This window comes from Rhodococcus sp. PSi06 (assembly GCF_054960675.1).
In genome coordinates this window covers 287,091-299,980 of record NZ_JBHNYO010000003.1, presented here as the reverse complement: position 1 = coordinate 299,980, position 12,890 = coordinate 287,091, and the positions used below count along the sequence as shown (strand labels likewise).

The 12,890-nt window shown below is 65.4% G+C and carries 12 protein-coding genes; 6 read left to right on the top strand and 6 right to left on the bottom strand.

Annotation, left to right across the window (positions count from 1 at the left end; all coding sequences use genetic code 11):
- The first annotated feature begins 125 nt into the window (after positions 1 to 125).
- Genes ACFI9K_RS06130 through ACFI9K_RS06105 form a run of 6 tightly spaced genes read left to right on the top strand, consistent with a single transcriptional unit; the run spans position 126 to position 5,010 of the window.
- Positions 126 to 857 carry an ABC transporter ATP-binding protein gene (locus ACFI9K_RS06130; protein WP_462662686.1) on the top strand — a complete coding sequence of 244 codons (732 nt, stop codon included), beginning with the start codon at positions 126 to 128 and terminating at the stop codon, positions 855 to 857.
- Positions 854 to 1,630: an ABC transporter permease gene (locus ACFI9K_RS06125; RefSeq protein ID WP_462662685.1), complete on the top strand. Its 777-nt coding sequence runs from the start codon at positions 854 to 856 to the stop codon at positions 1,628 to 1,630. Before ACFI9K_RS06130 ends, ACFI9K_RS06125 begins: the two co-directional genes overlap by 4 nt.
- A 23-nt stretch (positions 1,631 to 1,653) precedes the next feature.
- Positions 1,654 to 2,430 carry an alpha/beta hydrolase gene (locus ACFI9K_RS06120; protein WP_462662684.1) on the top strand — a complete coding sequence of 259 codons (777 nt, stop codon included), beginning with the start codon at positions 1,654 to 1,656 and terminating at the stop codon, positions 2,428 to 2,430.
- Complete coding sequence (locus tag ACFI9K_RS06115; protein ID WP_462662683.1) at positions 2,431 to 2,772, top strand: MGMT family protein; 342 nt, start codon at positions 2,431 to 2,433, stop codon at positions 2,770 to 2,772. It abuts the gene before it with no gap.
- Complete coding sequence (locus tag ACFI9K_RS06110) at positions 2,769 to 3,215, top strand: PaaI family thioesterase (RefSeq protein WP_462662682.1); 447 nt, start codon at positions 2,769 to 2,771, stop codon at positions 3,213 to 3,215. The genes ACFI9K_RS06115 and ACFI9K_RS06110 overlap by 4 nt, the downstream gene beginning before the upstream one ends.
- 22 nt (positions 3,216 to 3,237) lie before the next feature.
- Positions 3,238 to 5,010: an NTP transferase domain-containing protein gene (locus ACFI9K_RS06105; RefSeq protein WP_462662681.1), complete on the top strand. Its 1,773-nt coding sequence runs from the start codon at positions 3,238 to 3,240 to the stop codon at positions 5,008 to 5,010.
- Here the strand turns inward: ACFI9K_RS06105 and ACFI9K_RS06100 are convergent.
- The 6 genes from ACFI9K_RS06100 to ACFI9K_RS06075 form a co-directional block, all read right to left on the bottom strand.
- A complete protein-coding gene (locus ACFI9K_RS06100; protein ID WP_462662680.1) occupies positions 4,967 to 5,683 on the bottom strand; it encodes a sirohydrochlorin chelatase in 717 nt (238 codons plus the stop codon). The genes ACFI9K_RS06105 and ACFI9K_RS06100 overlap by 44 nt on opposite strands.
- On the bottom strand, positions 5,683 to 6,894 hold the full coding sequence (locus tag ACFI9K_RS06095; RefSeq protein ID WP_462662679.1) for a uroporphyrinogen-III synthase: 1,212 nt from the start codon (positions 6,892 to 6,894) through the stop codon (positions 5,683 to 5,685). Before ACFI9K_RS06095 ends, ACFI9K_RS06100 begins: the two co-directional genes overlap by 1 nt.
- Positions 6,891 to 7,268 (bottom strand): nitrite reductase small subunit NirD, encoded by a 378-nt coding sequence (gene nirD / locus ACFI9K_RS06090; protein ID WP_462662678.1) that lies wholly within the window; start codon positions 7,266 to 7,268, stop codon positions 6,891 to 6,893. The genes ACFI9K_RS06095 and nirD overlap by 4 nt, the downstream gene beginning before the upstream one ends.
- Before the next feature lie 121 nt (positions 7,269 to 7,389).
- Positions 7,390 to 9,885, bottom strand: a complete 2,496-nt coding sequence (nirB, locus tag ACFI9K_RS06085; protein ID WP_462662677.1) for a nitrite reductase large subunit NirB — start codon at positions 9,883 to 9,885, stop codon at positions 7,390 to 7,392.
- 61 nt (positions 9,886 to 9,946) lie between these two features.
- Positions 9,947 to 11,332, bottom strand: coding sequence for a nitrate/nitrite transporter (locus ACFI9K_RS06080; protein ID WP_462662747.1), 1,386 nt, complete (start codon positions 11,330 to 11,332; stop codon positions 9,947 to 9,949).
- A gap of 237 nt (positions 11,333 to 11,569) precedes the next feature.
- Complete coding sequence (locus ACFI9K_RS06075) at positions 11,570 to 12,811, bottom strand: MFS transporter (RefSeq protein WP_462662676.1); 1,242 nt, start codon at positions 12,809 to 12,811, stop codon at positions 11,570 to 11,572.
- Between the last annotated feature and the right edge of the window lie 79 nt (positions 12,812 to 12,890).

Sequence of the window (12,890 nt, the reverse complement as noted above, 5' to 3'; positions counted from 1 at the left end):
TATCGCCCGCTCCACCCGCACACCCCTGCCGAAAGTAACGATCACCTTCGGTGACGATCGGCACCTGTGCGCAGGCCACGGCGGATCTAGCGTCGAGATCGACACAATCGAGAAGGGAACATCGGATGGCAGCGATAGACGTTCGAGACATCACCCAGCGGTATCGAGAGCGCACCGCCGTGGCAGGCGTCAGCCTCTCGGTCGTCGAAGGCGAGACGCACGGTCTGCTCGGGCGCAACGGTGCCGGTAAGACAACCCTGGTCGAAACCATTGCGGGCCTTCGTAGGCCGAGCTCCGGTGCCGTGCGAGTTCTGGGACTCGACCCCTTCGCCGAACGCAATCGAGTACGCGCGGTTCTGGGAGTGCAGCTGCAGTCCAACGACCTTCACACCGCGCTCACCGTTACCGAACTGGTCGATCTGTTCGCCTCCTTTTACCGTCGAACTGCCGATCGAGACGCTCTCGTCCGTGCGGTGGGCCTCCACGAGCACCGCCGGGTGCGGTACGAACGGTTGTCCGGAGGCCAGCAACAACGGTTGTCGGTGGTCCTTGCACTGATCGGCTCCCCGCGGGTTGTCATGCTCGACGAGCTCACCACCGGACTCGACCCGGATGCGCGACGCACCGTGTGGCGACTGATCCAGGACCTCCGCGCAGACGGTGTCACCATCCTGCTGGTCAGCCATCACATGGACGAAGTACACCGCCTGTGCGATCGCATCACCGTCCTAGATCGAGGGGCCGTCGTGGCCACCGGCACACCGGAGTCTCTGATCGCCGATGCCTGCCTCGGCGGCGACCACCGGGCCACCCTCGAGGACGCATTCCTGACGCTGACCGAACGGAGCTCGGCGTGACCGCATACGACATCCACGCTGCGCCTCGTCTGGGCCTGCGCGCCACCGGCGCACTCGTCGGGGCCGAAATGCGCATGGTCACCCGGGACACGGCCGGCCTGATCGTCCCAATCGCGCTCCCGGTTCTCGTACTGGTGATGAATGGCTCGGGCACCTCGGCGGAAATCGTCGGGCCGGGCGCAATCACAGCATTCGATCGGTTCGTACTGCCGCTTGCCCTGACAATGATCGTCGCGGTCATCGGCATCGTGAACATGCCGAGCTTTCTTGCCCTCTATCGCAAGTCCGGCGTGCTGAAGCGCCTGTCGACGACGCCGATCCGACCGGCGCAGGTGCTGGCGGCGCAGGTGATTACCAGCGCCGTCCAAGCAACACTTGGAATCGGTATCGCTCTGTCCACTGGTGCCTTGCTCTTCGGAATCACGCCCCCACACAACCCGGTGATCGTTGCGGCCATTCTGGTGCTCGGTGCCGCGGCGATGTACTCGCTGGGACTCGTGGTCGCTGCCGTCGCACCGACAGCGAACTCGGCTGTCGCGATCGGCCTGACCCTGTTCCTGGTTCTCGGTGCCACCGGCGGACTCTTCGGACCGGTCGCGGATCTACCGGAGCCTGTTGCGGCCGTCGGTGAGGTACTTCCCTTCGGTGCCACCGTCACGGCTTTGGGAGCTGCCTGGGCGGGAACCCCGGTCGACGTCGCCGGACCGATCGGACTGGGTGCCACCCTGATCCTCGGAACCGCGTGTGCAATCCGGGTGTTTCGCTGGTCCTGAGCAGATACGGCATAGTGGTCGACGTGCCCGAGTTGAATTTGCATACGTTCGGACCCGCAGACGGTCCCGAAATTCTCGCCGTTCACGGTGTGACCGGCCACGGTGCCCGCTGGTGGGATCTCGCCGAGAATCACCTGCCCGAGGCTCGAATACTGGCTCCGGATCTCATCGGTCACGGCCATTCCCCTGCTACGCCGCCCTGGGATATTGACGCGCAGGTCACGGCACTCAAAGCCGTGCTGGACGCCCACGCGCGGGGTCCGGTCGTGGTACTCGGACATTCGTACGGCGGCGCGTTGGCCGTCCATCTCGCACAGAGGTTCCCGGAGGCCGTGCGAGCGCTCGTTCTGCTCGATCCCGCAATTGCTCTACCGCCGGACGAGCTGCTCGAGGTGGCCGAGGCCACTGCGAAGTCCCCCGATTACACCGACGCCGACGAGGCACGATCGGAGAAGATCCACGGGGCGTGGGCGGACGTGCCCGCCGAATTGCTCGACCGTGAGGTCGCCGACCATCTGGTTCCCGTCGACGGCGGAAAGGTGGCGTGGCGAATGTCGATTCCGGCAATCGTGGCGACGTGGGGTGAGCTCGCGCGTCCGATCGTGGTCCCCGCCGAGAGCGTCCCGACCATCGTGGTGCGGGCCATGCGCGTCGAACCTCCTTACGTCACCGACGAATTCCTCGCTGCACTGCGAGACAAGCTCGGCGAGAACCTGCGGACCGTCGAACTGGACTGTGACCACATGGTCGGCCAGGCCAAGCCGGTCGAGGTGGCCGAACTGGTGCGATCCGTGCTCTAGATGGCCCCGATCACCGAAGACCAGGTCGAGCGGGTGCGCGCATTGGTTGCGTCCATCCCTCCGGGACACGTCGCCACGTACGGAGACATCGCGGCCGCCGCCGACCTGTCGAGTCCGCGCATCGTGGGATGGATCATGCGCACCGACTCCGCCGACCTCCCGTGGCACCGGGTCCTCGGAGCCAGTGGCAAGCCCGCCCCACACCTGGCCACCCGGCAACTCGAGACGCTGCGCAGCGAAGGGGTGGCGGTCCACGACGGCCGAGTGCCGCTGAAGTCCGTTCGATTCGACTTCGGGGCACTCCCACCGCCGCTGAGGTCGACCACTAACCTCGGAGGATGAACATCAGAGATGGGCTCGGACAATTCGATCCACGCCCCACGGCGAAGTTCGCCCTGTCGAAGGCGAGCCCCTTCGTCGCAGCGGCCGGACTTGTCGTGGACGAGGTCTCGGGCACCAGAGTGGCTGGGCACATCGACTTGACGGACGAGCACTTCACACCGTGGGGCGTCGTGCACGGCGGGGTCTACACGACCGCCGTCGAGAGTGCCGCCAGCATCGGGGCCAGCGAGGCCGTCAAGGATCGTGGTGAGTTCGCGGTCGGCGTACACAACGGCACCGACTTCTTGCGTGCCAGCAAGGGCGGCCGGGTCGACGTTCTCGCAGAACCGTTGCAGCAGGGCCGCGTTCAACAATTGTGGCTGGTCACGATCACCGCCTCGGACAGCGGCAAGACCATCGCACGCGGCCAGGTTCGGCTCCAGAACGTGCCACTTCCGACATGACAGCTCCCGCACCATGACGCCGGTGTGCGATGCGATCGTCCTCGCCGGTGGTCGCGGCTCGAGGATGGCCGATCCCCAGCATCCGACGTCGCAGCAGGAGGTCGACAAGCCTGCCTTGACCGTCGGCGGCCGTCGCATGGTCGACATCGCTCTCGACGCCGTATCCAACTGTCGCAGAACTATTCTGGTGGGTCCACTTCGGGACGGAGTACCGGACGACGTGGTCCAGACCCGCGAGTCCCCTGCCGGCGGTGGGCCCGTTGCGGCCCTCGCTGCAGGACTCCGATCCCTCGACGACAGTCGGCATTCGGAGCAGCAGGCAGATCTGGTGGCCGTCGTCGCGGCGGACATTCCGCGTCTCGGTGCCGCCGCGCTCGGGTCCCTGATCGATTCCATCTCACAGTCCGGAGCAGGTGCGGTGTTCGCTCGCGACAACGCGGGCCGAACGCAGTTCCTGCTGGGAGTGTGGCAGCAGGCAACACTGCGATCCACTGTGGCACAGTTGGATTCGGTAGACGGTGCATCGATGCGCCGCATCGTCCCGGTCGATCATCTCGTGATCGCGCTACCCGGTATCGAGGACTGCGACACCCCCGCCGATCTACTGGCCGCTCGCCTTGCCGCGCAGCCGTCGGAGACTTTCGAGGTCGCCCACGCATTGGACCGCATTCGAGCCGGACTCGCACCCCTGCCTGTCCATCGAGTTTCGTTGCAGGACAGCATCGGAACCGTTCTCGCGGAGCCCCTCGTGTCCCGGACCGCGCTACCGGCAGTAGACATCTCCGCGATGGACGGCTACGCCGTGTGCGGCGACGAACCGTGGACACTGCGGCCCGAGATCGCCTACGCCGGACGTGTCGACATCGCCGAACTCGCCGACGGAACAGCGGTGCGCATCGCGACCGGTGCTGCGCTTCCGCCCGGAGCGACGTCGGTGGTGCGCGACGAGCACGTGACCCACAATCCGGACGAGTCGGTGCGTCGACTGTCGGCCTCGGACCGGTCCGACGACACGCGGCGACGCGGCGAGGACTGGCTGCCGGGCATCGAACTGGTGGCCGCCGGAACCCCGATCGATGCGGCGGTTCGGTCTTTGGCCGCCAGTGCGGACGTTTTCGATATGGTAGTGCGCGGCCCGGTTCGTGGTCGCATCGTCATCAGCGGCAACGAGATTCGATCCGAAGGCCCACTCGCCCCCGGCGAGACCCGGGACGTTCTCGGTTCCGTGTTGCCGGAGTATTTGGCGCACTGTGGCATCACGGTCGTCGAGGTGACGCTCCTCGACGACTCGGCGACACAATTCCGAGACGTCCTCACTCGCACGCAGAACCTGGACGTCGTCATCGTGGTCGGAGCTACCGGCGGTGGTGCCGCCGATCAGCTGCGCTCGACACTGGCAACACTGGACGCGACATCCATCGTCGGCCGGATGCGTGTCCGACCCGGCGGTTCCCAGATAACCGCAGCACTGCCCGACGGCACGGTGGTGCTCGGTCTACCCGGAAACCCACTGGCGGCGGTGAGTACGGCACTGCTGACGGCACCGGCGATCGTCGACGCGTTGACCGGAAGAACGGTGCGTCCACCACGAATGGGTGTGTTGTCCAATGCCGCCGACGTTCGCTCCACGGTCCCACGCCTCGTTCCCGTCACCGCGGACCGCACACGCTGGCGGGCAGATACCGCCGTCCGCACTGCCCATCTCGCTCACCTGGTCGGTCGGGATGCGCTCGCCCTGGTTCCGGCCGACGTCAGTGACGACGAGCCGGTGACCATTCTTCCGCTGCCGCGGTGAGCGATCGAACGCCCTCGACGTAGCGGGCGACCACCAGATCGACGATCGCCGGATGGACCCCCAACGGCTCAGCGACGCCGTCTGCACCTGCGTCCGCCAACCGGTTGTGAAAGAGTCCGCGTGCCAACAGGTACGACGCGACGAAGACCCGAGTGTGGCCCTCGTCCCGCAGAGCCGACACCGCCTCGGCCACTGTGGGGACAGCGGTGGCGACGTAACCGATGCGCACCGGAACCCGAGCGGCATCGACCAGCATTGCCGCCGCCCGCCGGTGCTGCTCCAGTGCGCGAGGGTCGGACGACCCGGCAGCAGCGAGAACGATTGAATCGCCCGTCTGCCAACCGGCGTCGCGTAGGCGATCGAGCATGACCTCTGCCAGTACGGGGTCCGGTCCCAGAGCCTCGGTGACTGCGACCGAAGTATGAGCGCTGTCCGCGACTTCTCGCGGTACGTCCGTGTGGACGTGGTAACCCGAGGCCAGGAATGCCGGCACCACCACCGCGGATCCAGGGGTATCGCGCAGCACCTCGGCGGGGGACGGCCCGAGTACGTCGACGAAGGCCACCCGCGTGGTGCCGATCTCGGCGGAGACGGCGTCGGCCAATGCGGCGACCATCTCGACACCGCGAGGGTTTCGGGTGCCGTGGGCAACCAACACCAAAGTCGCAGTCATCAGTACTTCCCTCCTTCGACGACGGCCACGCGTGCGTGCGCGGCGGGCTCCTCGGACGCGCAGTCCGGTTCCGATTCGATGTGATCGAGTGCGATGCGATAGCCACGCTTGACCACGGTTTGGATCGCTTTCGGAGCACCGAGGGAGGACCGGAGCCTGGTCATAGCTGTTTCCACCGCGTGGGTGTCACCACCGCCGCCGGGCAAGGACGCGAGCAGGTCCTCCCGGGAAACGACGCGTCCAGGATTGCGAGCGAGCGTCTTCATCAATGCCATTCCGGCCGGCGAGACCGGACGTACTTCACCGTCGACCACGACGCACCGGCCACGCACACTTACCAGGTGTCCGCCCGCATGCAGACGACCGGTCCGCCTCGGTAGTTCCTCGGCGATGTGCCGCGCCAGCGCGCCCAAGCGTGCACGCGCCGGCTGCGTGGTGGCCACGTTCAATTGTTCGAGGGGTGCCGCCGTCACCGGCCCGACGCACACCGGAAGTACTCGGCTGCGCATCGACTGCAGGAGAGGTTCGAGCACTCCGTTCTCATCGGCACGAATCAGCATCGACGCCACCGCCGGTGCGGAGGTGAAGCTCAGTGCGTCCAGATCGCCGACGACGGTGGCCTCGATCATGCGGTCCATCGGACTCTGGTCGTCGGGGGCCGTCCAGCGATACACCGGCACCGGAACCACCTCGGCTCCGGCGCACCGCAACACCTCACAGAAATCCGGGACCGGTTCCCATTCGGTGGTCGCTCCGTGCAGTTGTACGGCGATGCGCTTGCCCTCGACTCCTTCGGCAAGCAGGTGTTCGAGTACTTCGGCGGAAGACTCCGATGCGGGCGACCATTCCTCGCGAAGGTCGGCTGCTCGAATGGCCCCTTTCGCCTTGGGTCCGCGGGCCAGCAACCGAGAGGCACCCAGTGCTCGGCCCAGATCTTCTGCCTGACCCCATCCGTCTGCTGCCTCGATCCAGCCGCGGAAGCCGATCCCCGTTGTGGCAACGGTTATTTCGGGAGGGTCGGAGATTATCTCGGCGGTGACGCGTTCGAGCTCGGCGTCGTCGGCGAGCGGGATGATGCGGATCGCGGGTGCATGCATCACGGCCGCTCCCCGCCGCTCGAGCAGCGTCGCGAACTCCTCCGCTCGACGCGACGCCGTGATTCCTACGGTGAATCCGGCCAGAGGTGTTCCGGCCCCGGCACTCTCGCTCACGTAGAACCACCGCGCAGGAACACGACGCCCTCGGTGCAGGAGACCTCGAAGCATCCGAGACCGACGTCCGGGTCGTCGAGGCACCGCCCGTCGACCAGCGAGAAGACCTGCTTCAGTAACGGCGATGCGACGGTAGGTTCGCCGCCCCTGTCTCCCACCAATCCGCGAGACATCACTGCGGCACGGCCGAATGGATCGATGTTGCCCACCGCGAACATCCGACCGTCGTCCAGCAGGAACAGCGCCGCCTGAGTGCCACCGCGCATCAGCACCGCTACTCCGCGTCCGGGAATCAGCGAGTCGAGTGTGCAGGCCGGGGTCCAGTCTCGCGAAAGATCGTTCGGTACCGAGGTAAGGGAATCGATGACAGTCATGGTGTACCTCCTGGTCAGCTATTTGACGCTGCTCGTGTTTCTAGGCCGTTAAGCGGCGATTACCCACCTGTGCACATGCGATCGGTTTCGTGACCTGACGGTTGTGAGGAACCTCGTCCGCCTACACCCCGACTCGCGGCATTCCCATCAGCACGGGAATCTTGCGCGCCCCGGAATCGTCGAAGGCGATCGTCGGATCGGCCTCGGCGGGGGCGTTGACGAAGGACACGAAGCGGCTGAGCTTCTCCTCGTCCTCGAGCACTCCTGCCCACTCGTCCTTGTAGCCGGCGACATGGCGCTCCATGTCGGCTTCGAGCTCCGCGCCGATACCCAAGCTGTCGTCGCACACGACTGCTTTGAGGTGATCGAGCCCTCCGTCGAGCGACTCCAGCCACGGCGCGGTCCGTTGTAGCCGATCTGCGGTCCGGACGTAGAACATCAGATAGCGATCGATGTAGCTGACGAGTGTGGCGTCGTCGAGGTTGGAGGCGAGCAACTGAGCGTGCTTGGGCGACTGGCCACCGTTACCGCCGACGTACAGATTCCAGCCGCCTTCGGTGGCGATGATGCCCACGTCCTTGCCGCGGGCTTCCGCGCATTCGCGCGCACAGCCCGATACGCCGAACTTGATCTTGTGCGGGGACCTCAGGCCGCGGTACCGGTTCTCGAGGTCGACGGCCATCCCCACCGAATCCTGAACACCGTAGCGGCACCAACTCGACCCGACGCAGCTCTTGACGGTGCGTAGCGACTTCCCGTATGCCTGACCCGATTCCATGCCCGCGTCCACCAGACGCTTCCAGATCGCAGGCAGCTGTTCGACGCGGGCACCGAACATGTCGATGCGTTGCCCGCCGGTCACCTTGGTGTACAACCCGAAATCGCGTGCTACCTCGCCGATGACGATCAGCTGATCGGGCGTGCATTCGCCGCCCGGCATCCGCGGCACCACCGAATAGGTCCCGTTCTTCTGGATGTTGGCGAGAAAGTGATCGTTGGTATCCTGCAGTGAGGCCTGCTCGCCGTCGAGAATGTGATCCGACGACGTCGACGCGAGGATCGACGCGACGACCGGCTTGCAGATGTCGCAGCCGGTTCCTGCGCCGTACTTGGCGATCAACGACGAGAAGGTGCGGGTGTTCGTGGCCCGCACGATCTCGAACAGCTCGGCTCTCGATTGAGAGAAGTGCTCGCACAACGACTTCGAGAGCACCACCCCCGATGCCGCCAACAGTGATTTGATCGACGGCAGGCACCCGCCACAGGTGGTCCCCGCCGTGGTGCAACTCTTCACTGCGGCCAGATCACAGGCACCGTCGGCGATCGCCGAGCAGATCGCTCCCTTGCTCACACCGTTGCAGGAGCAGATCTCGGCGTCGTCGGGAAGCGCCCCGATGCCCACCTGCTCGGCCGCCGGGGAGATCAGCGCCCCCGGGTCGCCGGGCAACTCTCGTCCGACGAGCGGACGCAACAGCGAGTACGCGGACGCATCGCCGACGAGGATGCCCCCGAGCAGGGTCTTCGCGTCGTCGGTCACGACGAGCTTGGCGTACGTGCCCTTGGGCGCGTCGCTGAACACCACCTCGAGTGCACCCGGAGTTGCCGCCATCGCGTCGCCGAAGCTCGCGACATCGACGCCCATGAGCTTGAGCTTGGTGGACATGTCTGCACCCGGGAATTGCGCTGCGCCACCGAGCAATCGGTCCGCCACCACCTCCGCCGTCGAATACCCGGGGGCGACGAGTCCGTAGCATCGGCCCTCGACTGCCGCACACTCGCCGATCGCGTACACCGCGGGATCGGAGGTACTGCAACCGATGTCGACCATGATGCCGCCGCGTTCGCCGACCTCGAGACCGCTCTCGCGGGCCAGCCGATCCTGGGGACGCACACCGGCGGAGAACACCAGGAGAGCGGCGTCGATGGTGCTACCGTCGCTCAACTCCACGGTCAAGCCGGCACTGTCGTTCTCGGAGATCGACGATGTGCCCACTCCCACATGAACGTTCAATCCCAATTCGGTGACGAGACGAGCCAACAGTGCTCCCCCGCCCTCGTCGACCTGCAGCGGCATCAACCGAGGCGCGAACTCGATGACGTGCGGGGTCATACCCATCTTCTTCAACGCGTTCGCAGCTTCGAGACCCAGTAGACCTCCGCCGACGACGACCCCTTCGGCGCCGGGACCCGCGGCGTCCGCCCGGGCACGGATATCGTCGAGGTCGTTCAGCGTCCGGTAGACGAAGCAGGCAGGAAGATCGTGTCCGGAAATCGGCGGCACGAACGGGTAAGACCCGGTGGCGAGCACGAGCGCGTCGTATTCGACCGTGTCGCCCGCAGAGGTCTCGACGGTCCGGTGGTCACGATCGATGCGATCGGCACGCACTCCGGTGCGCATCTCCACCAGTGTGTCTCCGGGGTAGTCGTTGCCCGCCAGCGCCAACTCCTTGTGGTCCCAGGCACCGACGTAGGACGACAGGCCCACCCGGTCGTACGCCGGCAACGCTTCCTCGCAGAGGACCGTGACCTTCCACTCGGCAGCCTCGTCGCGCGCACGCAGCGCTTCGACGAACCGGTGCCCGACCATTCCATGACCTACCACTACCGCGTTCTTCATTGCGGGTCCTTCCGAATTTTCAGTGCAGTGCAGAATGTTTCGATCGATCGACCGGCGCGCGTCAGACGGTGACCGGTGCGTCGACAGAGCCGGCCTTGCGCAGATAGACCGCCCAGGTGACGATCGCGCACACGATGTAGAAGCCGAGGAAGACCCAGAATGCGGTGGTCGCGGACTTTGCGGTGCCCGAGTACGACGCTCTCAGAACCAGATTGATTCCGACGCCGCCCAGCGCGCCGATCGCACCGGCGATACCGATGAGGGCACCGGACATCTTGCGCGACCAGTGTTGCTGCTCGTCGACCGTCATTCCCTGTAGCGCAGTCGATTTGGCGGCAAAGATGGCAGGGATCATCTTGTAGACCGATCCGTTGCCCAGGCCCGACAGCAAGAACAGCGCGATGAATCCGATGACGAAGAGCATCATGACCGTGCCGCTGGCCGCTCCGGGGGTCGAGTCGTCCCAGGTGCTGGCCGCGACCAGAATGCCGGTCGAGAAAATCATGGCCACGAATGTGTACAGCGTGATCTTGCCGCCGCCGATCTTGTCTGCGAGCTTGCCGCCGAACGGCCGCGACAGAGATCCCAGCAGAGGACCGAGGAACGCGATCTGAGCAGCGTGTAGCGAAGCCTGCGCCTGCAGCGCGGGGGTTGCCGGAGCCCCGTCGGTGAGGCCGGCGAGAAAGTTGATCTGCAGTACCTGGCCGAACGCAAAACTGAACCCGATGAACGAGCCGAAGGTACCGATGTAGAGGAAGGCGATCCACCACGCGTCGGAGAACTTCAGCACGTCGATCATGGAGCGGCCGTTGGTCTTCTGGTTGTCGAGATTGTCCATGTACAGCGCAGCACCGACGGCAGCGATCGCAATGAACACGAGATACACAGCGCAGACGATCTCGGGCGCGGTGTTGCCGATGGTGGCGATGACGAGCAACCCGATGAGCTGGATGACCGGCACGCCGATGTTGCCGCCGCCTGCATTCAGACCGAGCGCCCACCCCTTTTCGCGCTGGGGATAGAACGCATTGATGTTCGTCATGGAAGATGCGAAGTTGCCACCGCCGAGGCCCGCGAACGCCGCCACGATGATGTAGGTGGTGTACGACGCCGGGTTCATCATGAAATACATCGTCAGCACGGTCGGAATCAGCAGCACCAGAGCGCTGAAGATAGTCCAGTTTCGTCCACCGAATTTGGCGGTGGCGAACGTGTACGGAATCCGCAGCACGGCACCGACCAGAGTAGGGACGGCCACGAGGAAGAATTTGCCCGCCGCATCGATGCCGTAGACCGACAACGGCATGAACAGCACCATCACCGACCAGATCGACCAGATCGAGAAGCCGACGTGCTCGGCGACGACCGACCAGATGAGGTTGCGCTTGGCGATCTGCTTGCCGCCTGCTTCCCAGGCCTCGACGTCCTCGGAGTTCCAGTGCGCAATGTGGTGGTCGACGGATACCGGAACGGTTCCGGGGGGAACGGACGCGGTGGTCGCTGAGCCGGCATCTGCCGACGCGCTACGAGAAAGGCTGGTCACGTGTGGCCTCCTGATCGGTGTGTGAACCGAACTTAGGAAAGCCATGTTGCCGCGGCGCTGCCTGCGGTGACTCGCTGATTAACTTGGTCTCACGCGCGGTTGCGGACGAACGTGAGATGACCGGTCAACGGTCGCGGTGGATCACCAGGTGTCTTCGAGCATTCTCGGTCGACAACACAAGTACCCACCGACCAGCAGAACGCCCACGCATCCGGTCAGTAGAGCCAACGGCAGACCCCATCCACCGGACGCGGTGTGCACAACGCCGAACAGAATCGGTCCGGACGAGGACACCACATATCCCAGCCCCTGGGTGAACCCCGACAGCGATGACGACCCCACAGCAGAACGGGTTCTGAGGTTGATCAGCGTCAGAGACATGGGAAAGGTCATCGTGCCGAGCCCGATCAAGCACACCCACAGCACCGTCCCGGCGGTCGGGGACCAGTGCAGGCCGGAGAAGCCGCCGAAGTAGCACACCGCGGCGACGACGACGAGGCCGAACGGATTGCGCAATTTGGCACAGAGCGTCGGAGTGGCCAGTGACGTGACCAAGCCCATCGCGCCGAACGCGGCGACCGAGGCACCGGCCAACCCTTCGCTGATACCCGAGTCGATCAGCAGTGTCGGCAACCAGGTGAGCATCGAGTAGGTGATGAGCGACGTCATCGCGAACATCATCACCATCCCCCACGCCAGCGAGGACCGGTGGATTCGGCCGGCAGGCTCCACGTGGACCGCCGCCGATCCGGCCTCTGCCGACACATCGTCCTCGTCGCGGCCGCGTCGGGCCACCACCACTCCGAGCCACGGCAACGCCGCGGCCAGTCCGACGACAGCCCAGACGCCGATGGACACGCGCCAACCGTGCGCGTCGGCCAGCGGCACGGCCAGCAGGGGCGGAACCATGGTGCTGACCTGCATGACGCAGATATAGACGGTGCTGACCACGGCCAGGCGATCGGAGAAGTACCGCTTGACCAACGGCGGGATGACGACGTTCCCGATACCCATGCCCGCAAGGGCTATCGCGGACAGTGCGAGCAGCGAGACGGTGTTCGGCGCGAACGCCCGAGTAGCCATACCGATGGTGGTGAGCGCCATGGCGAGTAGCGCAGCTCGCTCGAGGCCGGTGCGCTTGGCGAGAAACGGAGTGGCCAGTCCGAACACGGCGAACATCGCCGGCGGCAACATACCGACGATGCCGATGACCGTGGTGCCGAACTGGAGATCGGTGCCGATCCTGCCGAAGAGTGGACTGATCGAGGTCACCGCGGCACGGAGCGTCAACGCGGACAGCACGATCGCGGAGAAGACGAGAACTCGACCGCGCACGAGCGAGCTACCGACGAGGCGGGTATCGGGGACGGAAGGCGCACTCACCGCGCAATCATAGGATGACCGGATCATCGGGCGCAAAGCACTATCATCGACATCCGTATCGTTCTCAGCCCGAGGAGCG